The 20,483-nt window shown below is 45.8% G+C and carries 16 protein-coding genes; 12 read left to right on the forward strand and 4 right to left on the reverse strand.

Annotation, left to right across the window (positions count from 1 at the left end; genetic code table 11):
• Positions 1 to 525 precede the first annotated feature (525 nt).
• Positions 526 to 1,686: a sensor histidine kinase KdpD gene (locus DW657_RS11925; protein WP_158577365.1), complete on the forward strand. Its 1,161-nt coding sequence runs from the start codon at positions 526 to 528 to the stop codon at positions 1,684 to 1,686.
• A 29-nt stretch (positions 1,687 to 1,715) separates the two neighbouring features.
• Positions 1,716 to 2,396, forward strand: coding sequence for a response regulator transcription factor (locus DW657_RS11930; protein ID WP_118312673.1), 681 nt, complete (start codon positions 1,716 to 1,718; stop codon positions 2,394 to 2,396).
• 322 nt (positions 2,397 to 2,718) lie between these two features.
• On the opposite strand, the gene nadA is transcribed toward DW657_RS11930, so the two are convergent.
• Complete coding sequence (nadA, locus tag DW657_RS11935) at positions 2,719 to 3,711, reverse strand: quinolinate synthase NadA (RefSeq protein ID WP_089543025.1); 993 nt, start codon at positions 3,709 to 3,711, stop codon at positions 2,719 to 2,721.
• A 549-nt stretch (positions 3,712 to 4,260) separates the two neighbouring features.
• Between nadA and DW657_RS11940 the strand changes: the two genes are divergently transcribed.
• Positions 4,261 to 4,626: a hypothetical protein gene (locus tag DW657_RS11940; protein WP_147381933.1), complete on the forward strand. Its 366-nt coding sequence runs from the start codon at positions 4,261 to 4,263 to the stop codon at positions 4,624 to 4,626.
• A gap of 39 nt (positions 4,627 to 4,665) precedes the next feature.
• Here DW657_RS11940 and DW657_RS11945 read toward each other — a convergent pair whose 3' ends face one another.
• Positions 4,666 to 5,787 carry a glycosyltransferase family 9 protein gene (locus tag DW657_RS11945; RefSeq protein ID WP_118312675.1) on the reverse strand — a complete coding sequence of 374 codons (1,122 nt, stop codon included), beginning with the start codon at positions 5,785 to 5,787 and terminating at the stop codon, positions 4,666 to 4,668.
• A gap of 105 nt (positions 5,788 to 5,892) precedes the next feature.
• Complete coding sequence (locus DW657_RS11950; protein ID WP_089543027.1) at positions 5,893 to 6,495, reverse strand: DUF4254 domain-containing protein; 603 nt, start codon at positions 6,493 to 6,495, stop codon at positions 5,893 to 5,895.
• A 225-nt stretch (positions 6,496 to 6,720) separates the two neighbouring features.
• Here DW657_RS11950 and DW657_RS11955 point away from each other — a divergent pair, with 225 nt between their 5' ends.
• The 7 genes from DW657_RS11955 (at position 6,721) to DW657_RS11985 (ending at position 15,764) form a co-directional block, all read left to right on the forward strand.
• Entirely contained in the window at positions 6,721 to 6,957 is a 237-nt protein-coding gene (locus DW657_RS11955; protein ID WP_004342032.1) for an acyl carrier protein, read from the forward strand.
• Between the two features lie 22 nt (positions 6,958 to 6,979).
• Positions 6,980 to 8,242: a beta-ketoacyl-ACP synthase II gene (gene fabF / locus DW657_RS11960; protein ID WP_118312676.1), complete on the forward strand. Its 1,263-nt coding sequence runs from the start codon at positions 6,980 to 6,982 to the stop codon at positions 8,240 to 8,242.
• Entirely contained in the window at positions 8,232 to 9,263 is a 1,032-nt protein-coding gene (rnc, locus tag DW657_RS11965) for a ribonuclease III (RefSeq protein ID WP_118312677.1), read from the forward strand. Before fabF ends, rnc begins: the two co-directional genes overlap by 11 nt.
• A gap of 216 nt (positions 9,264 to 9,479) precedes the next feature.
• On the forward strand, positions 9,480 to 10,988 hold the full coding sequence (locus DW657_RS11970; protein WP_089543030.1) for a GH3 auxin-responsive promoter family protein: 1,509 nt from the start codon (positions 9,480 to 9,482) through the stop codon (positions 10,986 to 10,988).
• Between the two features lie 82 nt (positions 10,989 to 11,070).
• Positions 11,071 to 13,050: an Ig-like domain-containing domain gene (locus DW657_RS11975; protein ID WP_118312678.1), complete on the forward strand. Its 1,980-nt coding sequence runs from the start codon at positions 11,071 to 11,073 to the stop codon at positions 13,048 to 13,050.
• 5 nt (positions 13,051 to 13,055) lie between these two features.
• Entirely contained in the window at positions 13,056 to 13,868 is an 813-nt protein-coding gene (locus DW657_RS11980; protein ID WP_118312679.1) for a DUF3108 domain-containing protein, read from the forward strand.
• 36 nt (positions 13,869 to 13,904) lie between these two features.
• Positions 13,905 to 15,764: a calcineurin-like phosphoesterase family protein gene (locus DW657_RS11985; protein ID WP_118312680.1), complete on the forward strand. Its 1,860-nt coding sequence runs from the start codon at positions 13,905 to 13,907 to the stop codon at positions 15,762 to 15,764.
• A 57-nt stretch (positions 15,765 to 15,821) separates the two neighbouring features.
• Here DW657_RS11985 and cysS read toward each other — a convergent pair whose 3' ends face one another.
• Positions 15,822 to 17,312, reverse strand: a complete 1,491-nt coding sequence (gene cysS, locus DW657_RS11990; protein WP_118312681.1) for a cysteine--tRNA ligase — start codon at positions 17,310 to 17,312, stop codon at positions 15,822 to 15,824.
• A gap of 405 nt (positions 17,313 to 17,717) precedes the next feature.
• Here cysS and DW657_RS11995 point away from each other — a divergent pair, with 405 nt between their 5' ends.
• Entirely contained in the window at positions 17,718 to 19,223 is a 1,506-nt protein-coding gene (locus tag DW657_RS11995; protein WP_118312682.1) for an acetyl-CoA hydrolase/transferase C-terminal domain-containing protein, read from the forward strand.
• 700 nt (positions 19,224 to 19,923) lie between these two features.
• On the forward strand, positions 19,924 to 20,355 hold the full coding sequence (locus DW657_RS18385; protein WP_233546953.1) for an AraC family transcriptional regulator: 432 nt from the start codon (positions 19,924 to 19,926) through the stop codon (positions 20,353 to 20,355).
• Positions 20,356 to 20,483 lie beyond the last annotated feature (128 nt).

Consider the following 20,483-nt stretch of genomic DNA (forward strand, 5'->3'; position numbering starts at 1 on the left):
AACATGGATATACTTATAAAAAATCTCTTCACAACCATATTAATATAACCTTTAAGTTTAAAGAGTCACCTTTGTCATTTACTGAGCCCACTTAAAAAAGTAAGGCTTGTTGAAAGTCGGCTCAGTAAATTAAAATGATCTCGGTGCAAAATTACAGAAAATTGCTCAAACCGCCAAACTTTTTACATCATTTCTCACATAATATTTGCCCCCTAAATTATTATATAAAAATGATGTTAGAAAGCACGCTACTTTGAAAAATTATTTGTATTTTTGCACTTTTAAAGTTTAATAGTTAAAAAACTAAGCATGAAAAAATATTATTGTATAACAGTTTTAGCACTTATCGTTGTTACTTTGCTACAAGTATATAACATGTATTTGCAGCACAAAAACTATATCCTCAATGAAACAGACAAGATAAATTCTGTACTAAGAATTGCCATCGATGAAGAATATGCAATACGAGCACATAAGAACAAGCACTCACATAATGATGGGAAACAGCGAGTTTACTATAAGTCTATGACAGAAGAAGACTTTCTTAAAGCAAAGCCAAAGAAAGAAGATATTATTGATTTTGACGAAATAAACATCCAAGATCTAAGAGACAAAGGTATTGCAGAGACTGAAGCTGAAGCTATGGGATTATTGACAAAAGATAGACTTACAGCCAAGGGTAATCCCATTAATTTAGCCAAACTCTCACAAATATTCAAGAAAAATCTAAATGAAGACTTTACCTATACCTTATTAATATTAGACGAAAATAAAAAGGTCATTAAGAGTTATGGGCAAACAAAGGACATTGAGAGTTGGCAGGCTAGCAAGCCTATCGGCATCGGGCTCAAACCGATCCGTTTCGTTCAAGCAAAGGTGGATATAACTCCATCTTCCTTCATCAGAAATTCTATAGAAACACTTGTGGCCACCATTTTGTTAGCTCTCATCATCGTCTTCTGCGTAGGATACCAGATGACTGCCATCAGAAATAAGGAAAACCTTTTGAGAAATCGAGAGGTAAGCATTCATGGCACCATCCACGACCTGAAGGCACCATTGGCAAGCGTACTCCTCACGTTGGGGTTCATCAAGGACAGCATAGAAGACATGCAGCTCCAGGAGTTGCTACATTCTTCGGAGAAGAAGATTCAGAATCTTGCCAATACCATCAAGACGATTCTCATTACTGCCAAAGCAGGAGAAAACAAGCTTGCTCTGAACAAAGATCCAGTAAATCTCATGGAATTGGCAAAACTGGCACAGGAACAGGTAGATAGCAACTATGCAGACAAGCCACACAGCATACATATCCATGACTGCAGAACCTGCAAGGAAGAGATTCCTGCAGACCGCTATCTGATAGAGAATGTTCTGGGCAACCTGATAGAAAACGCCGTGAAGTATTCTGAAGCGGAAGCTGACATAGAAGTAAGTATCCGTTCTGATGAACATTTCGCCATCGTCAGCGTAAAAGACAACGGTATCGGAATCGACAGAAAATATCAGAAGAAGATTTTCGAGCAATTCTATCGCATACCGGGAACCCAGCATAAGAACGGATATGGCATCGGACTTGCTCTGGTGAAATATGCCGTCAGGGCACATGGAGGAACCATCAGGGTAGAAAGTGAACCGGGTAAGGGCAGCACCTTTACCTTTACTCTTCCCCTGAAAAAGAAATAGGAAACAAGAACCGAAAAAACAACAAGACAATGGAAAAGATAAAAGTATTGCTGGTAGATGATGACCTGTTGTTTGGCAACATCGCAACCAAGATCCTGCAGGCTGCCGACTATGAGGTCTATTTTCAGAACTCACTGTTTGGCATAGAGAGTCTCATCATGAAACTGAACCCCAACATCATTATCCTGGATGTGATGGTGGGAGAAGAAAACAGTCTTGAGAGAATCAACGATATCCGACTCGCCGCCGAAGACATTCCTATCATCTTCGTATCTTCTGATAGCGGAGTGGAAACTGAGGAACAGGCTATAACAAATGGCGCAGTGGTATATCTGGAGAAGCCGTTCAGCAAAGAGAAGCTGTTGCTGTGGGTGAAACGTTACGCCAAACATAGCGACTTCAGTAACTCCCACAAAATCAATATGGGAGCCTATACCCTTGATACAGAAACCCATATTCTCAGCATTTATGGTAACAACGAGAAAACGCTGAGTAACACGGAATATGCTACCATCAAGGCTCTATGGATCAATAAAGGAGAAGTAGTTACCCGTCAGGATCTCAAGGATTCTGTATGGAGAGGCATTAGCTGTTCGAATGAGAACCTCAACAACGTGGTTTATAACCTCAGGAAATATTTCGCCAAGGATGCCTCCATTCACCTGGATACCCTTCGTGGCGAAGGATTCAAGATGTGGATGGATGACTAGTTTAATGACGGCTCAATCCCATAAGGGAAAATAGGAATACTATTAAGGGAAAATGGAAATATCCTTAAGGGAAAATAAGAATACCATTAAGGGAAAATAGGAATATCCTTAATGGTAAATGTTGATACTATTAAAGAAAATCTCCGTTCAATAGTTTTGAACGTACATTCAAAATCATTGAACGCACATTCAAAACTATTGAACGGAGATTCAAAATCACTGAATATAAAAAATCGTTAGGGCTTATCCTTTTTTTCTATAAGCCTATAACCTTTTTTCTATAATTCTATAAGATATCTCCCATAAGCCTATAACCTTTTTCCTATGAGAGCGAAAGCATCTTTTCTATAGGCTTCACGGCATCCTTGGCTATTTCTGGAGCCACTTCTACTGTAGGCCAGCCGAACTTCAGGCTATTGTAGATCTTCTTCAATGAGTTCATCTTCATATACTCGCACTCATTGCAGCTGCAACCTACTCCACCCTCACTTACTTCTGGTGGTACAGGATAGAAGATGACGTCAGGGCAGTTGCGCTCCAATTCATGCAGGATACCTGCCTCTGTGGCGATGATGTACTCCTTGATTTCAGGATGCTCCTGGGCATAATGCAGCATCGTGGCGGTAGAACCCTTCACATCGGCTACGGCAAGCACCGGTGCCTTGCACTCCAGGTGAGCCATCACAACAGCCTCAGGATGCTCCTGCTTCAACTTGATGATAGCCTCTACCGAGAATTTCTCGTGTACATGGCAGCCACCGTTCCAGAGCAGCATGTTTCTGCCTGTTACGCTGTTGATATAGTTGCCGAGGTTGTAATCAGGACCAAAGATAATCTTCGCATCCTGTGGGAAACTGTCGATTACCTTCTTGGCATTGCCACTGGTCACCACGCAATCGGTCAAAGCCTTCACGGCAGCGGTGGTATTCACATAGCTTACCACCTGGTAGCCTGGGTGCTCTTCCTTATACTTCTTCAGATCCTCAGCCTTACAGCTGTCAGCAAGCGAGCAGCCGGCATTCAGGTCAGGGCAGAGCACAATCTTGTCTGGACTCAAGAGCTTGCAGGTTTCAGCCATGAAATGCACACCGCACATTACCATTACCTTAGCTTCTGTTTCAGCAGCCTTACGAGCCAAAGCCAGAGAATCACCCACAAAGTCGGCAATATCCTGAATCTCGCCTACCGTGTAGTAGTGCGCCAGGATAATCGCATCTTTCTCCTTGCAAAGCTTTCTGATTTCAGCTTTCAAGTCTAAGGTTTCGTCGATCGGTTCATCCACGTAACCTTTCTCAATCCATTCTTTTTTCACCATAACATTAATATTATATTTTTTATTTCTTATTTTTAAAAAGAGATTATAAGAATGATGATATGTCGTGGATAAGTGGATAAAAAACACCTTCTAAATTTGTTTTTTTCATTATCCATATCTTATGCAGAGTTATCCGTATTCGACTTGGAAATCTTTTTCTTGGTCTTTAAAGGATTAGCTCTTTTATCAACATTTCCCCAATTCGGTGCAAAGTTAATAAGTTTATATCTTTTTTCCGTCAAAAACTGCGAAAAAGTTTCTAAAAACTTATTAATAACCCTGTGGATATCCCTATTCTTCGGGTTTCGGGATGGGAGCGGTGGATATCCACAAAGTTATTAAATAGTTATTAATAGAGTTTTCCATACACTTATCCACGAGTTATTAGGATAAGTGTATGGAAATGATTTCGTGTTAAAAAGTGAAAAAGAACTTGGATGTATGAAAGTATTATCGTATATTTGCATCGTTAAGAAAGAATAGTTTGAGGATTATTCCTTGACGCTCAATAGTGTTTGTATTTTGATATTAATAGTAAATAATAAAGTTATGGGAAAGAAAATGAGTATGCTCATTAGTTTAGCTTTTGCTTTTGTGAGCTTGTTTACATTTGTTGGTTGTTCATCAGATGATGACGATATTCCTACAACCGGATTTGTTAGGGTTGAGTTTCCTTATTGGTCTGGTTCTGTGGGAACTGGTGATGTTTATGTCTATCTTGCAGATCAATACGCCTCTGGTAAATACGTATGCATTAAAAGTTCGAAATTACGCAGTACTAAAACCACTGACATAGAGTTGAATCCTGGCAACTATTATGTGGATATAAGTATGAATGATATAGACACTGAAGGAGGTGGATACTTGCAAGTGCAGGCTGGCAAGGTGGAAGTGATAAAAGTTTGTAAAAGGTAATTAGGAGATTGCTGATTAGAAATAAAACGCAAAGAAGAGTCATTGGTGGCTCTTCTTTGCGTTTTCATTTAATACGTTCTCAACCTTTTCTACAATCAACTCCGGCGAGATGTTCTTCATGCAGGCAAAGTCGCCACGCATGCACGGCTTGTTGCCATAGATGCTGCATGGGCGGCACGGCATATCGAGCTGCACGGCATTGTCGGGACTCTGATGCCAGCCCATGAAACCGGCGTAAGGATGGGTGGCTCCCCAGACACTTACCACTGGGGTATTGACCAAAGATGCCAGATGCATGTTGCCGCTGTCCATACTGATCATCAGGCGGAGATGACTCATCAGGATGAGTTCGTCGGAAATGCCGTGGAGCTTGCCAGAAGCATTCATTACCTGTGGATATTTCTCTTCCCAGGCATCCATCACCGGAGTTTCGGTCTTTCCGCCTCCGAAAAGGAAGATGCGACAGTGAGGATGATTGTGAATCAGGCGCTCTACTACCTTCTCCATCTGCTGTACCGGATAAATCTTGCCTTCGTGGGCAGCGAATGGAGCCAGACCTATCCAAGGTTCCGCAGGGTTATGAGCATCCTTGTTGATAACTGTGGATTTATCCTTGCTGTTATCAACAGTAACCTGGAAAACTTGTTCAGGGAGCAGGCTCAGGTCTCCTCCTTCTTCCGGGAAGAGAGAAGTGAAATCCATCTGTACAGGATAACCCAACTTGGCAAAGACATCGGCGTAATTCTGGAAGGAAGATGGCTGTTTCTCCATCACCTTGCCGGAGGAAGCCACCAGCTTGCGCTTTCCCTTGCGATGCTTGTCGATATGTGCCACCTTGAAGTTGGAGAGGTTGAAGCGCATACGCAGATAACTGGAGCGCAAAACGCTGTGAAGGTCGGCTATCGCAGTAAACTGTTTGGCGATGAGCCGGCGATAGAGTGCATTGAGACCTTTTACACCCTTATATTCCCCCTTGAGGTCAGCCTCCATGAAACCGACATTTGGGGCAAGATTCTCGAAGAACGGGCGAGCAAAGGAACGGCTTAACACGGTGATTCTTACGTGAGGATACTGCTTTGCCAATGAATAAATCACAGGTACAGTCATGGCAACGTCACCCATGGCCGAAAATCTAATAACGAGAATATGCTCTGTCTTCATCTTTTTTAGTCTCTTTATATATATAATAAGGTGTAAAACAGAGCGGGCTTCGCTTTTTATGGTAAAAAACAAAGCCTGCTCTGCTTCTATTCTGGTTGTTGCGGTTTACTTCTTGTAGAGTACAGGGTTGGTAGAAGGATCGTTGTACATCTTCATCTGTCGATAAACCTTCATGTACTTTCTTCCAGCTTCGATGTCCTCCAGGAGCTGGTCGATGGCAGTAGAAAGATCCACCTGCTGTTCGAGGAGTACGTTGAGCTTAGCCTGGCACTTAGCCTTGTGCTCTTCAGAAGCCTCCGGGCGCTCCACCTGCTCCTTCATGTGATAGATCTTGAGGGCAAGGATGCTGAGACGGTCAACAGCCCATGCAGGACTTTCGGTATTGATGCGTGCATCATCCAGCACCTTTACATCCTTGTAAACCTCGCGGAAGTAAGAATCAATCTGCTCTACGAGATCAGTACGGTCCTGGTTGCTCTTATCGATTCTGCGCTTCAAGACGAGCGCCTCTGCAGGGTCGATCTGAGGGTCGCGGATGATATCCTCGAAATGCCACTGAACGGTATCAATCCAGCACTTGAGGTAGAGACGGTTCTCGATGGTACCTTCCTCGAATGGATTATTGATAGGAGTATCAATGTTGTCTTTGATGTGATAATCGGCTATCGCCTGATTAAAAATCTTGTTAGCGTTTTCTGTAAATGTCATACGGTTTGAACTATTTGATTTAATACCGTACAAAAGTAACAAAATAATCTCAAAGAGCCAACAAAAAAGCGAAAAAAGGCGAAAAAGATGCACAATTAGGGGGTGTTTGTGCACCGAAAAGCACTTTTTTTGCTAAAATATTTGTTTATATCAAAAAAAAAGTGTTCCTTTGCACCCAGATTTTTAATTAGAAATTAAATTATAAACATTTTAAAGGTTACAATTATGTCAGAAATTGAAAGCAAAGTAAAGGCAATTATCGTAGATAAGCTCGGTGTTGATGAGGCAGAAGTTAAGCCAGAGGCAAGCTTCACAAATGATCTCGGTGCAGATTCTTTGGATACTGTAGAGTTGATCATGGAGTTCGAGAAGGAGTTCTCTATCTCTATCCCAGACGATAAGGCTGAGAAGATTGCTACTGTAGGTGACGCTATCGCTTACATCGAGGAGAACGCTAAGTAAATTAGCAACTAAAATTTTATAAATGGAATTAAAGAGAGTTGTAGTAACAGGTCTTGGTGCTGTGACTCCAGTTGGTAATTCTCCTGAGGAAACTTGGGAGAACCTCCTCGCTGGAAAGAGCGGTGCTGCCCCTATTACTCATTTCGATACAACTAATTTCAAGACCAAGTTCGCTTGCGAGGTGAAAGATCTGAACGTCAATGAATGGATTGACCGTAAGGAGGCCCGCAAGCTCGACCGTTATACCCAGTTGGCTATGATTGCCGCTATGCAGGGTGTAAAGGATGCAAACATTGATCTTGAAACAGAAGATTTGAACAACGTTGGTGTTGTATTCGGTGTAGGTATCGGTGGTATCAAGACATTCGAGGATGAAGTATCGTATTTCGCTACTCATGAGGAGAACGGCCCTAAGTTCAACCCATTCTTCATCCCTAAGATGATTGCTGATATCGCATCTGGTCAGATTTCAATCCATTTCGGATTCCACGGACCAAACTATACCACAACATCTGCATGTGCTTCTTCAAGCAACGCATTGGCAGATGCCTTCAACCTGATTCGTCTGGGCAAGGCAAACATCATTGTCAGTGGTGGTGCTGAGGCTGCTATCTGCGCTTGCGGCGTAGGTGGTTTCAATGCTATGCACGCGTTGTCAACTCGTAACGATGACCCTGAGCATGCTTCACGTCCATTCAGCGCAAGCCGTGATGGATTTATCATGGGTGAGGGTGCTGGCTGCTTGATTCTCGAGGAGCTTGAGCACGCTAAGGCTCGTGGTGCGAAGATTTATGCTGAGATGGTAGGTGAGGGCGAGAGCGCTGACGCTTATCATATCACAGCTTCTCATCCAGAAGGTCTCGGTGCTAAGCTCGTGATGGAGCGCGCACTTGCTGATGCTAACCTCAAGCCAGAGGACATTGACTACATCAATGTTCACGGAACATCTACCCACGTAGGTGATATCTCTGAGGCTAAGGCTATCAAGGCTGTCTTCGGTGATGCTGCTTACAAGCTCAACATCAGTTCTACTAAGTCAATGACTGGTCACCTCCTCGGTGCTGCTGGTGCAGTAGAGGCTATGGCTTGTGTTCTTAGTGTGAAGAACGATATCGTTCCTCCTACTATCAACCACGAAGAGGGTGACAACGATCCAGAGCTCGATTACAACCTGAACTTCACATTCAACAAAGCTGAGAAGCGTGAGGTTCGTGCAGCATTGAGCAATACATTCGGATTCGGCGGTCATAACTGCTGTGTAGTATTCAAGAAGTATGCTGAATAATTTTATAGATAGAATAAAGCTCTCTTTCCGCAAGGATAAAGAGCTTTATTTTTCTTTGTACGAAATCCTAGGTTTTTATCCACACAACATCAGTTATTACAAGATGGCACTGATGCACAAGAGCATCATGCACCGCAATTCCAAGGGCAAGCCTGTGAACAACGAGCGCCTGGAGTTTCTGGGTGATGCCGTACTGGATGCTGTAGTGGGTGATATTGTGTATCAGCACTTTCCTGGCAAGCGAGAGGGATTCCTCACCAATACCCGAAGCAAGCTGGTGCAGCGTGATACGCTCAACAAGCTCGCCCAGGAGATGGGAATCAATCAACTCGTTTTATCTAATGGACACAGTTCTTCTCATAACAGCTATATGGGAGGAAATGCTTTCGAAGCGTTGGTTGGTGCCATTTATCTGGACCGTGGTTATGATGCCTGCATGAAATTCATGCAGAAGCGCATCCTGGCAAAAATGATAAACATTGATAAGGTGGCTTACAAGGAGGTGAACTTCAAGAGCAAACTCATCGAATGGAGCCAGAAGAACCGCGTGAAGCTGGAGTTCGTGATGCTGGGACAGGAGAAAGACAAGAACGGAAGCCCTGTTTTCACCTATCAGGTGGTGATGGAAGGTGTAAAAGGCGGAGAAGGCAAGGGTTACTCCAAGAAGGAGAGCCAGCAGCTGGCTTCCAAGCTTACCCTGGAACGATTGCGCAAGGAACCGCAGTATATCGATTCTGTGTTTACAGCCAAGGCAAACCGTACGAAGATGGAAGAAGAACCTGTGCTGGCTGTGCCTACCACCGAGGTGAAGAATGATTTCATCATCTCGCAAGACGCAGAAAAACAGGAGGCTGAAGATGTTGTTGCTTCTACTGTTACTGAAGAAATAACCACTACAGCCACTCAGGAAAGCGAAGACGAGTTTGACTTGAGTGATATCTCTGCTGAGCCCAAGGAAATGAGCCGCGAGGACATCATCGCAGCCGCCGAGGCAGCTGCCTTTGCAGAAGATAAGGAATAATCTATGATGATAGAACTGGATTAAGATAAGGGAAAGACTCTCTTGAGACTGACGGATATGGTAGTCTCAAGGGAGTTTTTTGTTTGATATTTTACATTCTTATCCCCTATCTTGCCCGATAGGTTATGTTTTGTATTAAAAAACAGTAAAAACTTTCTCTATATCAAAAGATTGAAGTACTTTTGCAAGTACTTTATAAGGTATATATATCTAGATATGAGTTTAACAACGATAGTAAGTAATGTATTCAAGCCTCGCCAGAAGAGCTTGGAAAAGTATGTACATGATGCAGAGGAATTGCAGCATGAGGTACTGATGCGCCTTTTGGCATCTGGCAAAAACACCGAATATGGTGTGAAACATCTACTCAATACGACAAATAGCTACGAAAAGTTTGCGCAGAATGTGCCGGTCAATACCTATGAGGAATTGAAGGGCGACATCGACAGAATGCGTCATGGCGAAAGAGACATCCTCTGGCCAGGACAGGTGAAGTGGTACGCCAAATCTTCGGGTACTACCAACGACAAGAGTAAGTTCATCCCTGTTTCGCAGGATGGTTTGCAGAACATCCACTACAAGGGTGGATTCGATGCTGTGGCTTACTATCTGCGCAACAACCCAAAGAGTAAGATATTCGACGGCAAGAGCCTGATTCTCGGTGGAAGCCATTCGCCTAACTATAATGTTTCGGGCAGTCTGGTGGGTGACCTGAGTGCCATCCTCATCGAGAACATCAATCCGCTTGCCAACATGGTGCGCGTACCTAAGAAGGAAACCGCACTGCTGAGCGACTTTGAGGTGAAGCGCGACCGCATCGCCCATGAAACGCTGAACAAGAACGTAACCAATATCTCGGGTGTGCCTAGCTGGATGCTCAGCGTACTGGTACGCGTGATGGAACTCTCCGGCAAGCAGCATCTGGAGGAGGTATGGCCTAACCTGGAAGTGTTCTTCCATGGCGGCATCGCCTTCACGCCTTACCGCAAGCAGTATGAGCAGCTCATCACATCTCCTAACATGCATTATATGGAGACCTATAATGCCAGCGAGGGATTCTTCGGTCTGCAGGATGATCCTTCAGATCCAGCCATGTCGCTGATGGTAGATTACGATGTGTTCTACGAATTCATCCCGATGGATGAGTTTGGAAGCGATCATCCTACCGTGGTGCCTCTCTGGGGCGTGGAAGTAGGCAAGAACTATGCGATGGTGATTACCACCTCCTGCGGTTTGTGGCGCTATATGATTGGCGATACCATACAGTTTACCAGCACCAATCCATACAAGTTTGTCATCACCGGCCGTACCAAGTACTTTATCAATGCCTTTGGTGAGGAGCTGATTATGGATAATGCCGAGAAGGGATTGGCTTATGCCTGCGAGAAGACGGGTGCGCAGATTGCGGAATATACCGCTGCTCCTGTCTATATGGACAGCAATGCCAAGTGCCGCCACCAGTGGCTCATCGAGTTCTCTGAGGAACCAAAGGACCTGAATGAGTTTGCCAGCCTGCTCGATACCAAGTTGCAGGAGATCAACAGCGATTACGAGGCGAAGCGCTTCCACGATGTCACCCTCCAGCACCTGGAGATAGTGAAGGCTAAGCCAGGACTCTTCAATGAATGGCTGAAGAGCAAGGGCAAGTTGGGCGGACAGCATAAGATTCCTCGTCTGAGCAACAGCCGCAAGAACATCGATGAGATGCTCATGATGAACAAATAAGGCTTTTTATATAGTAAGCCTTTATGAATAAGGCTTTTACTGCATAATCTGCAGGAATAGTGGACATGTAAGATAGAAAAGAATGACAAAGAAGAACGACATCATACAATTGTTGAAGAATCGGATAAAGGCAAATACCCTGTTTTTGCCTTTCTATCTGCTTGTCTTCCTATTGCTGGTTTCCTGTGCCAAGATGGGACAGCCGGATGGCGGATGGTTTGACGAGACTCCTCCCAAGGTGATAGGAGCTTCGCCAGCCGATGGCGCCGTGAATGTAAACCAGAAGAAAATCAATATCTACTTCGATGAGTTTATCAAGCTCGATAACCCTTCGGAGAAGGTGGTGGTTTCGCCACCACAGCTGGAACAGCCTGAAATCAAGGGTGCCGGCAGGCGAATACAGATATCGCTTGTGGATTCACTCAAGGCGAATACCACCTACACCATCGACTTCTCGGATGCCATCAGCGATAACAACGAGGGCAATCCGATGGGAAACTATACCTACAGTTTCTCTACGGGAGCTGCCATTGATACCATGGAGGTATCGGGGCATGTGCTGGAATCGGAGAATCTGGAACCTGTCAAGGGCATCCTGGTGGGATTGTATGCCGACCATGCCGATTCTGCCTTCCGCACCAAGCCGATGTTGCGAGTGAGCCGTACCGACAGTCGCGGCCGCTTTGTCATCAAGGGTGTGGCACCGGGTTCTTACCGCATCTATGCCCTGCAGGATCAGGATGGCGACTATAAGTTCAGTCAGAAGAGCGAAAAGATTGCTTTCTCCCACGACATCATCGTGCCTTCCTGCAAACCGGACGTTAGACAGGATACCACCTGGGTGGATTCCCTGCACATCAAGTCGATAGACCAGGTGGATTACATCCATTTCCTTCCTGATAATATCGTGCTCAGAGCCTTTACGGAGCCTCTGACCGACAGATTCTTCCTGAAGGCAGAGCGCCAGAAGGCTAATAGCTTTACCCTTTTCTTCAGTTATGGCGATTCCATTCTTCCACAGATCAAGGGGCTCAACTTTGATGCCGAGAATGCTTTCCTGGTAGAGGCTTCTGAGAAGAAGGATACCATTACCTACTGGCTGAAGGATACGGCACTGGTGAATCAGGATACGCTGCTGATGGATATCACTTACCGCATGACGGATAGTACCGGAGTACTGGTCAACAAGACCGATTCTGCCCAGGAAATCCTGTCAAAGGAACCATACGCCAAGCGAATGAAGGAACAGGAAAAGGAACTGGCTGCCTGGACCAAGAAGCAGGAGAAAAAGAAGAAGAAAGGCGAACCCTACGATTCGGTGATGGAGGTGAAACCGCTCGATGTACAGCTGAGTGTATCATCGCAGTTTGATCCCGACCAGAATGTCATCTTCTCCTTCCCTACTCCGTTGGCTAAGGTAGATACTGCCGCCATCCATCTCTATGCCAAGCATGATACGCTCTGGTATCGGGCTCCGATGGAATTCCTGCCGCTGGAGAACCGGAAATATGAACTCCGGGGAGAATGGCGACCGGATATAGAATACAGTCTGGAGGTAGATTCTGCTGCCTTTGAGGATATCTACGGATTGGCTTCCAAACCGATCAAGCAGGGCTTCAAGGTCAACTCGCTGGATACCTATGGTACGCTGCTTGTGAACATCACCTCGCTCCACGACCTGCCGCTCATCGTGCAACTGCTTGATGCACAGGATAAAATGGTAAAGGAGACCAAGACTGTGAATGGTGTGGCAGAATTCTATTATCTCAAACCACAGAAGTATTATATGCGTCTGATCGTAGATCGCAACAATAACGGCAAGTGGGATACGGGTAATTATGATAGCGACCAGCAGGCTGAGGAAGTATATTACTATCCGGAGGCGATAGAATGTAAGGCAAAATGGGATCTCACAGAAAGCTGGGATCCGCTGGCTCGTGAACTCTCGCTGCAGAAACCGGGAGCCATCACCAAGCAGAAGCCTGATAAGGAGAAGAAAGTTAAGAATCAGAATGTACAGCGTGCCGCTAAGCTCGGCATTCAGTATGTTCCTAAAATGTAAAGGATATGAAGTTACTCAAGTCATTTATAGTAGCCATGTTGCTGCTTTTGGTCAATACTTCTGTATCGGCCCAGTGTACTTTCCGTAATACTGCATTCAAGTCGGGTGAATTCCTGACTTACAATCTCTATTACAACTGGAAGTTTGTATGGGTAAAGGCTGGCACTGCCAGCATGTCGGTGGTGCAGACCACCCACAAGGGCAAGCCAGCCTATCGTGGTTCGCTGGTAACCCGCGGTAACAAGAGAGTGGACGATTTCTTCGTTCTCCGCGATACCCTGCTCTGCTATACAGGCACCGATATGGCTCCGATGTATTTCCGCAAGGGAGCCCGCGAAGGTAAGCGATATACCGTGGATGAGGTTTTCTACAACTATGCCGGCGGCAATTGCAATGTAAACCTGCATTATCAAAACAAGCACGGTGAGCACAGATGGAAGAAGCATTCTTATGATGACTGTGTCTTTGATATGATGAACATCTTCCTGCGTGCCCGCAGTTTCGACCCTGCCAACTGGAAGAAAGGTCATAGCGTGAAGTTTCCTATCTGTGATGGTGGCGGTCGCACTCCTGCCCAGCTCAAGTATGGCGGCAAGGTGACCGTGAAGGCAGATAACGGCATCAAATACCGCTGTCTGCGTCTGGAATATCAGGAGTATGAGGATGAGAAGTGGAAGAAGATAGTGGATTTCTATATCACGGACGATGAGAACCACATCCCTGTTCGCCTGGATATGTTCCTGAAATTCGGCAGTGCCAAGGCTTTTCTCGTGAATGCCAAGGGTACCCGTAACCCGATAACTTCTATCGTGAAGTAGAAGTACGACAGAAAAAGTGATAGTGTAGGAGGAAAAATGAATAAAAAACAGATGAATACAGGCTTGGTCGTCTTCATCTGCTGCGTTCTTGTGGCTGTAGGAGTTACCCTGCATCTCCGGAAGCATGATATGCTCCCTATTATCCACAAGGTAGTGGATAACACGACTGCCACGCTGGTGGCGGATACGGTGAAGAAGAAAAAGCCTGTGGTGAAGAGAGATTTCAATATCTCTGGTTCTTTAAAAGATACCGAGGGAAAAGGTGTGGCTGGCGTCATCGTGAGCGATGGCTTCAAGTGTGTGAAGACCGATTCCCGAGGAAGATATAAGATGAAGCGGGACAGCTTGGCTCGCTTCATCTATTTTTCCGTGCCTGCCGAGTTCGAGGTTCCTACCCATTCGGCTACCGACCGCACGGCTTGTTTTTACCAGGCTGTTTCCAACAAGAAAAAGATTTATGACTTTACCCTGAGGCGATTGCCTGGCGGCAAGGAGACGAGTTATAAGATGATAGTCATCGGCGACCCGCAGGTTACCAATGCCTACAGCCCCTACTATACTTCTCCGGATGATAATCCCATCAAGAAGAGCGATGTAGAAAGATTCACCACACAGACGATGGCAGACATCAAGCAAACCATCAAGAGTCTTCCTGCCGGAACTCCCGTATATGGACTGAGCATGGGTGATGACGTGCAGTATTATGGCGGCTACAACGCCAAGCTGGAGCGTCAGATACGCCAGGCATTGGGCTCTTCTGAGATGCGCCTTTTCTCTGTAATCGGCAATCACGACCAGGATGGAAAGGCACTCTACCGCAGGAAGTGGGAGGAGAATTTCGGTCCTACCGATTTTTCCTTCGATCGTGGCGATGTGCATTATGTCTGCATCAACAACTGCTTCTTCCATCGCGGCATGTCTTATTATTCTCCTGGAGAATTGCGCGAGCGCCAGGTGAAGTGGCTGAAGCAGAATCTGGCCCTTACGCCTAAGGATAAGAAGGTGGTACTCTGCTATCACATTCCTTTTACCTTCGGCAATGCGCCGTTCAGCAAGGCGAAGCCGCTGACCAATGCCAATGAGGAGGGGCATTATTCCTCTTCCCGCCTCTCGCTGCTGTTATCTCTTTTGAAGCCATTCAAGGGAGGATATGAACTCTTCTGCGGACATACTCATTTTGCCTGCAACCACGAAATCAACTACGAGGGCGAGGATGTGATGGAGCATTGTCATGCTGCAGCGTGTGGCAACATCTGGCAGTCGAACATCAACATCTGCGGCACACCGAACGGATATTATGTTTATAGTTTTGTGGGTACCAGTATCAGCAACTGCTATTACAAGGGAACTTTCTGGGATAAGAGCAAGCAGATGACCTTGTTCCGTGCGCAGACCGATTTCAACGGCGAGAAATATGCCAAAGACTGGCAGTTGGCAAACAATAGAAATATCCTGGTAGCCAATGTCTTCAATGCCACCAGTCACTGGCGTGTGGTAGCCATAGAGGATGGCAAGGAATATCTGATGCGCCGCATCAGCAGCAAGGGTCAGGATGCCTTTGCTGCCGGCTATCATCATAAGTACAGCGAGAGTGTATCCTATCGGTTCGTGAGCAAGGGAAATGGTTATCTCATCATGAACCACCTATATTATTATACTCCAAGGAATCCGAATGCCAGAATCATCATCAAGGCATCCGATCCATACGGAAATACCTATACGGCATCGAGCGACGAGGTAACGACAGAGCCGTTCGCCAACTTTGCCCATTATTACGAAAAAGAGTATAAGGAATATAAGAATAAGAAAGACAAGATGTTGCGCGATTCCTTGTTGAACAGGCAGAAAGATACGATTGCTGCAAAGAAGAAAGATTCTGCAGCAGCACAAAAATAAAAGGCTTGGGAGTTATTGAAACTTCCAAGCCTTTTCTCATTTTATATCATATATTTTTTACTTGTTCAGTTTCCAGGTAACACCATCCTTGGTGTCCTTTACCTCGAAGCCGGCTTCAGCCAGGGCATCGCGTATCTGGTCGCTGGTAGCCCAATCCTTATCAGCCTTAGCCTTGGCACGCAGGTCGAGAACCATATCCACTACCTTGCCATAAGCCTCCTCACGAGCATCATTGTTGGCTCCCTTCTCGCTCTTCAAGCCGAGCAGGTCGAAGGTGAAGAGCTGCATGGTATCTGAAAGTTCCTTCAGGTCTTCGGCAGAGATGTTTGCCTTGTGGTCGAGGGCAGTGTTGATGATGTGGCAAGCCTCGAAGAGGTAGCTGATGACGAGCTGAGTTTGGAAGTCATCGTTCATCGCATCGTAGCAGCGCTGGCGCAACTCGCTTACAAACTTCTTCACCTGCTCATCGCTCTGCTTAGCCACAGGCACACGCTCCAAGTCGTTCAAACCATTCATCAAGCGCTCCAATCCCTTCTGGCTAGCCTTCAAGGCATCGTTAGAGAAATCTACTGTGCTGCGATAGTGAGCAGAGAGGATGAAGAAACGGATAGTCATTGGCGAATAAGCCTGCTCCAGACTGTCGTGATTGCCAGTGAAGAACTGCTCCAGGGTGATGAAGTTGCCAAGACTCTTACCCATCTTCTGACCGTTGATGGTAATCATATTGTTGTGCATCCAGTAATGAACCATCTGGTCGCCCTGAGAAGCCACAGCCTGCGCAATCTCACACTCATGGTGAGGGAAAATCAAATCCATACCGCCACCATGAATATCGAAGTGGCTGCCCAAGTACTTGCGTCCCATAGCAGTACACTCGCAGTGCCAGCCAGGGAAACCATCACTCCAAGGACTAGGCCAGCGCATGATATGCTCAGGAGAAGCCTTCTTCCAGAGGGCGAAGTCAGCCTGGTTCTTCTTCTCGCCGATACCAGCCAGCTCGCGGCTCTCGTTGATAACGTTCTCCAGGTTACGTCCGGAGAGAATACCGTACTTATGATCCTTGTTATACTTCTCGATGTCGAAGTAGATAGAGCCGTTACTCTCGTAGGCATAGCCATTGTCCAGGATTTCCTGAACCAATTTCTCCTGTTCGATGATATGGCCTGTGGCATGAGGCTCAATGCTAGGAGGGAGTACGTTCAGCGCCTCCATAGCATCGTGGTAGCGGTTGGTGTAGTACTGAGCAATCTCCATTGGCTCCAACTGCTCCAGGCGTGCCTTCTTCTCAATCTTGTCGTCGCCCTCATCAGCATCGTGCTCCAGATGGCCCACGTCGGTAATGTTTCTAACGTAGCGAACCTTGTATCCCAAGTGCTTGAGATAGCGGAAGAGTATATCGAATGTGATGGCAGGACGCGCATGACCGAGATGCGGATCGCCATATACGGTAGGGCCACAAACATACATGCCCACGTTAGGAGCGTGGAGCGGAGTGAATCTCTCTTTCGTACGAGTGAGAGTGTTGTAAATCAGTAATTTCTGTTCCATCTTGTATGAACCTTTCTTTTATATTATTTATATTTTGAGTGCAAAGTTAACTCATTTTTCTGACATATCCGCCAAATCATCCGCAAAATGTTATTAAATACCTCGAAAATACCACTTTTATCTTAGAAAAAGAGAGAGAATATCAGGAGAAAGACTTTTGCAAGCAGGCTCTGCCCCCTACGCCCTACCTTTCAGGGCGCATGGATGCCAGCCTTATTTTTGCATAAAGTAAGTGAAATCTGCATATCTATTCACGAACTGTAAGTTTTTTGCCTAATATCTGTATAAAATCATCAAATGATTAGCATATATCGAAAATAATGTGTAACTTTGCAGCCACAAATAAGTATCAATTATTTAGAATGCGGCTATCAGTTCCGCTAATGAATATTAAGAAAGAAGAAAATGGCGTATATTAGATTAAGCGCTGCTGAAGCAGCAGCGATGATTAACGATCAAGATACAATCGGTTTGAGTGGTTTTACTCCAAACGGCGTGCCTAAGGCTACCTTCCGCGAACTCTCCAAGAGAGCCGTGGCTGAGCATAAGGCAGGCAGACCATTCCAAGTAGGCATCCTGACAGGTGCTTCTACTTCACAAAGTATTGAGGGTGACATGGCGGCAGCTCATGCCATCAAGTTCCGTGCGCCATTTTCTACCAACAAGGACTTTAGAACTCATACCAATCTGGGCGAGATAGATTACGAGGATATGCATCTCGGTCATATGGCTGAGCGTCTGCGCCGTGGTTTCTATGGCGAGATAGACCTTGCCATCATTGAGGTTTCCGACCTGGAGGAAGGCGAAACCACCTGCAAGGCATTCCTTACCTCTGCCGGCGGCATCGTTCCTACCATCGTCCGCCTTGCCAAGAAGGTGCTCATCGAGAAGAATACCTTCCACAGTCCAGCTTCCCGTTATCTGCACGATGTATACGAGATAGCCGAATGCCCATTCCGCACCCCTATCCCAATCTTGAATGTGGGCGATAGAATCGGTAAGGAATATGTGGAGATTGATGCGCATAAGATTATCGGTGTGGTGGAATGCAACATCCCGGAGGAGGCGCGTGCCTTCAAGCCACTCGATCCTGTAACAGAACAGATGGGACACAATGTGGCTGATTTCCTGGTTAGCGACCTGAAGAAGGGTCATATTCCTCCACAGTTCCTGCCTTTGCAGAGCGGTGTGGGCGTAACTTCCAATGCTGTTCTTGAAGCATTGGGACAGAATCCTAACGTGCCGGTATTCAGCGTTTATACCGAGGTGGTTCAGGATGCCGTGGTGAAATACATGCGCGAGGGACGAATCAAGGATGCTTCCTGCTCTTCGCTCACCGTAACCAATGATACATTGAAAGAGGTGTATGATGATATTGATTACTTCAAGAAGCATCTCACCATCCGCCAGAGCGAGATTTCGAACTCTCCTGAGGTGATTCGCCGACTGGGTGTCATCGCTATGAACACCGCCATCGAGTGTGATATTTACGGCAACGAGAACTCCAGCCATATCTGCGGCAGCAAGCTGATGAATGGTATCGGCGGTTCGTGCGACTACGAGCGTAATGGTTTCATCTCTATCTTCACCACGCAGAGTACCACCAAGAACGGTTGCATTTCTGCCATTGTTCCGATGTGCAGCCATGTGGATAGTACCGAGCATGATGTGGATGTTATCGTTACTGAGCAGGGAGTAGCCGATCTTCGTGGCAAGGGTCCTTTGCGCCGTGCCAAGGAGATTATCGAAAACTGTGCGCACCCTGATTATCGCCCTATGCTCCGTGAGTATCTGAAATTCGCAGAGAAGGGACACGAGCCACAGAGCATGCGTGCCGCCCTCGCCATGCACGATACCTTCCTGAAGAAGGGTGATATGAGATTGACTGATTTCGGAGAATATCTGAAATAAGAGCAGTGTTGTAGAATTAAAGATATATATAATCATGGATACTTGTTTAGATCTTATAGCTCTTCAGTATACCTGCATGATTGTGATGGGCATGCTTATGTTTTTTGTGTTTGTTTCGCGCTACTATATAACTTGCCGTAACATGCAGTTTGAGCAGTCGCGTTGGATGATTATTGTGGCATTACTATTGTTAGTCGTACACTACGTGTGTCAGATGCGGTTTGGTTGGCGACAACGGGGAGACGATGTGGGCGTTCTGTTCAATCTGCTGTTTTATTCGCCTTCGGCCATATTGTTGTCGTGGTCGCAGCTCAATATTCTGCGCGCAGGGCATGGACGTTGGAGTTTTATGCGCTATGGTGTTGCAGGGTATGCTCTTATGGTGTTGTGCATAGTAGCAGGTGTTATCTCAAATGGCAGTCTGCATATTGGTACTATGCTATATGTTGCTGATGCTATTCATTTCTTTACTTTGTTTTATTATGTATGGGCACCGTTTAAGGTGCTTGGTTATGTTCAGCGTCGGCTCGATAGTGAACTTGGTAATCCTGTAGATGCTTACTTGAGCACTATGCGCATTGGGCTTTTTATGGTGTGTGCTTTTGCTATAATTTCGCCTCTATATATATTGTTGCGGCCGTTACTCTTTGTCTTTGGACCTTTGGGACTGATTTCGCTTTCGCTGTTTATTGTTAGTTTTATGGCACTTGGATTCAGTATGTCCGAGGGGGTAACAGAGATTGTTGCCGAGACTAACGAGGAGATGGCTGCTGCTAAAGTCTTTAGTGAGATAGTGCCTGAGCGTGTTGCCGAAATAGATATGGCAGTAAGCAAATGGCGAAGCGAGGGTGGTTTTAGGGATAGCGACTTGACGTTATCCTCGTTTGCTCGTCGTATAAAGGTTAATCGTGCCGATGTAGTTTCGTATCTAACTTCCATATATGGTAAGAGTTTCCGTACATGGCTTTCGGGTATTCGTGTGGAGGAGGCAAAGGCACTCATTGTAGCACACCCCGAATATAGTAACGAGGTTGTTTCTATGGAGTGCGGTTTCTCATCGCGTGTGTATTTTCAGCGTCTGTTCAAGGAAAGAACAGGTTTGACTCCTGCCGAGTGGCGTCGCCAACGATAATGTGTTGGTTATGTGTATGTTTGCTACTGAGTGTGAGATGTAACTTTTGTACAAAGGTTACATAATGGGCTATGTGTAACCTTTCTTATAGTTACGTCTCTTTTCTACAAGAGTGACACATAAGTGAT

The sequence above is a fragment of the Prevotella sp. AM23-5 genome (assembly GCF_003473645.1).
Classification (GTDB): domain Bacteria; phylum Bacteroidota; class Bacteroidia; order Bacteroidales; family Bacteroidaceae; genus Prevotella; species Prevotella copri_A.

Excerpts from the sequence above, each read along its gene's own strand:
- DW657_RS11925 (WP_158577365.1), top strand. The coding sequence starts at position 526 with ATGACAGAAGAAGACTTTCTTAAAGCAAAGCCAAAGAAAGAAGATATT.
- DW657_RS11930 (WP_118312673.1), top strand. The coding sequence starts at position 1,716 with ATGGAAAAGATAAAAGTATTGCTGGTAGATGATGACCTGTTGTTTGGC.
- nadA (WP_089543025.1), bottom strand. The coding sequence starts at position 3,711 with ATGGTGAAAAAAGAATGGATTGAGAAAGGTTACGTGGATGAACCGATC.
- DW657_RS11940 (WP_147381933.1), top strand. The coding sequence starts at position 4,261 with ATGGGAAAGAAAATGAGTATGCTCATTAGTTTAGCTTTTGCTTTTGTG.
- DW657_RS11945 (WP_118312675.1), bottom strand. The coding sequence starts at position 5,787 with ATGAAGACAGAGCATATTCTCGTTATTAGATTTTCGGCCATGGGTGAC.
- DW657_RS11950 (WP_089543027.1), bottom strand. The coding sequence starts at position 6,495 with ATGACATTTACAGAAAACGCTAACAAGATTTTTAATCAGGCGATAGCC.
- DW657_RS11955 (WP_004342032.1), top strand. The coding sequence starts at position 6,721 with ATGTCAGAAATTGAAAGCAAAGTAAAGGCAATTATCGTAGATAAGCTC.
- fabF (WP_118312676.1), top strand. The coding sequence starts at position 6,980 with ATGGAATTAAAGAGAGTTGTAGTAACAGGTCTTGGTGCTGTGACTCCA.
- rnc (WP_118312677.1), top strand. The coding sequence starts at position 8,232 with ATGCTGAATAATTTTATAGATAGAATAAAGCTCTCTTTCCGCAAGGAT.
- DW657_RS11970 (WP_089543030.1), top strand. The coding sequence starts at position 9,480 with ATGAGTTTAACAACGATAGTAAGTAATGTATTCAAGCCTCGCCAGAAG.
- DW657_RS11975 (WP_118312678.1), top strand. The coding sequence starts at position 11,071 with ATGACAAAGAAGAACGACATCATACAATTGTTGAAGAATCGGATAAAG.
- DW657_RS11980 (WP_118312679.1), top strand. The coding sequence starts at position 13,056 with ATGAAGTTACTCAAGTCATTTATAGTAGCCATGTTGCTGCTTTTGGTC.
- DW657_RS11985 (WP_118312680.1), top strand. The coding sequence starts at position 13,905 with ATGAATAAAAAACAGATGAATACAGGCTTGGTCGTCTTCATCTGCTGC.
- cysS (WP_118312681.1), bottom strand. The coding sequence starts at position 17,312 with ATGGAACAGAAATTACTGATTTACAACACTCTCACTCGTACGAAAGAG.
- DW657_RS11995 (WP_118312682.1), top strand. The coding sequence starts at position 17,718 with ATGGCGTATATTAGATTAAGCGCTGCTGAAGCAGCAGCGATGATTAAC.
- DW657_RS18385 (WP_233546953.1), top strand. The coding sequence starts at position 19,924 with ATGGCACTTGGATTCAGTATGTCCGAGGGGGTAACAGAGATTGTTGCC.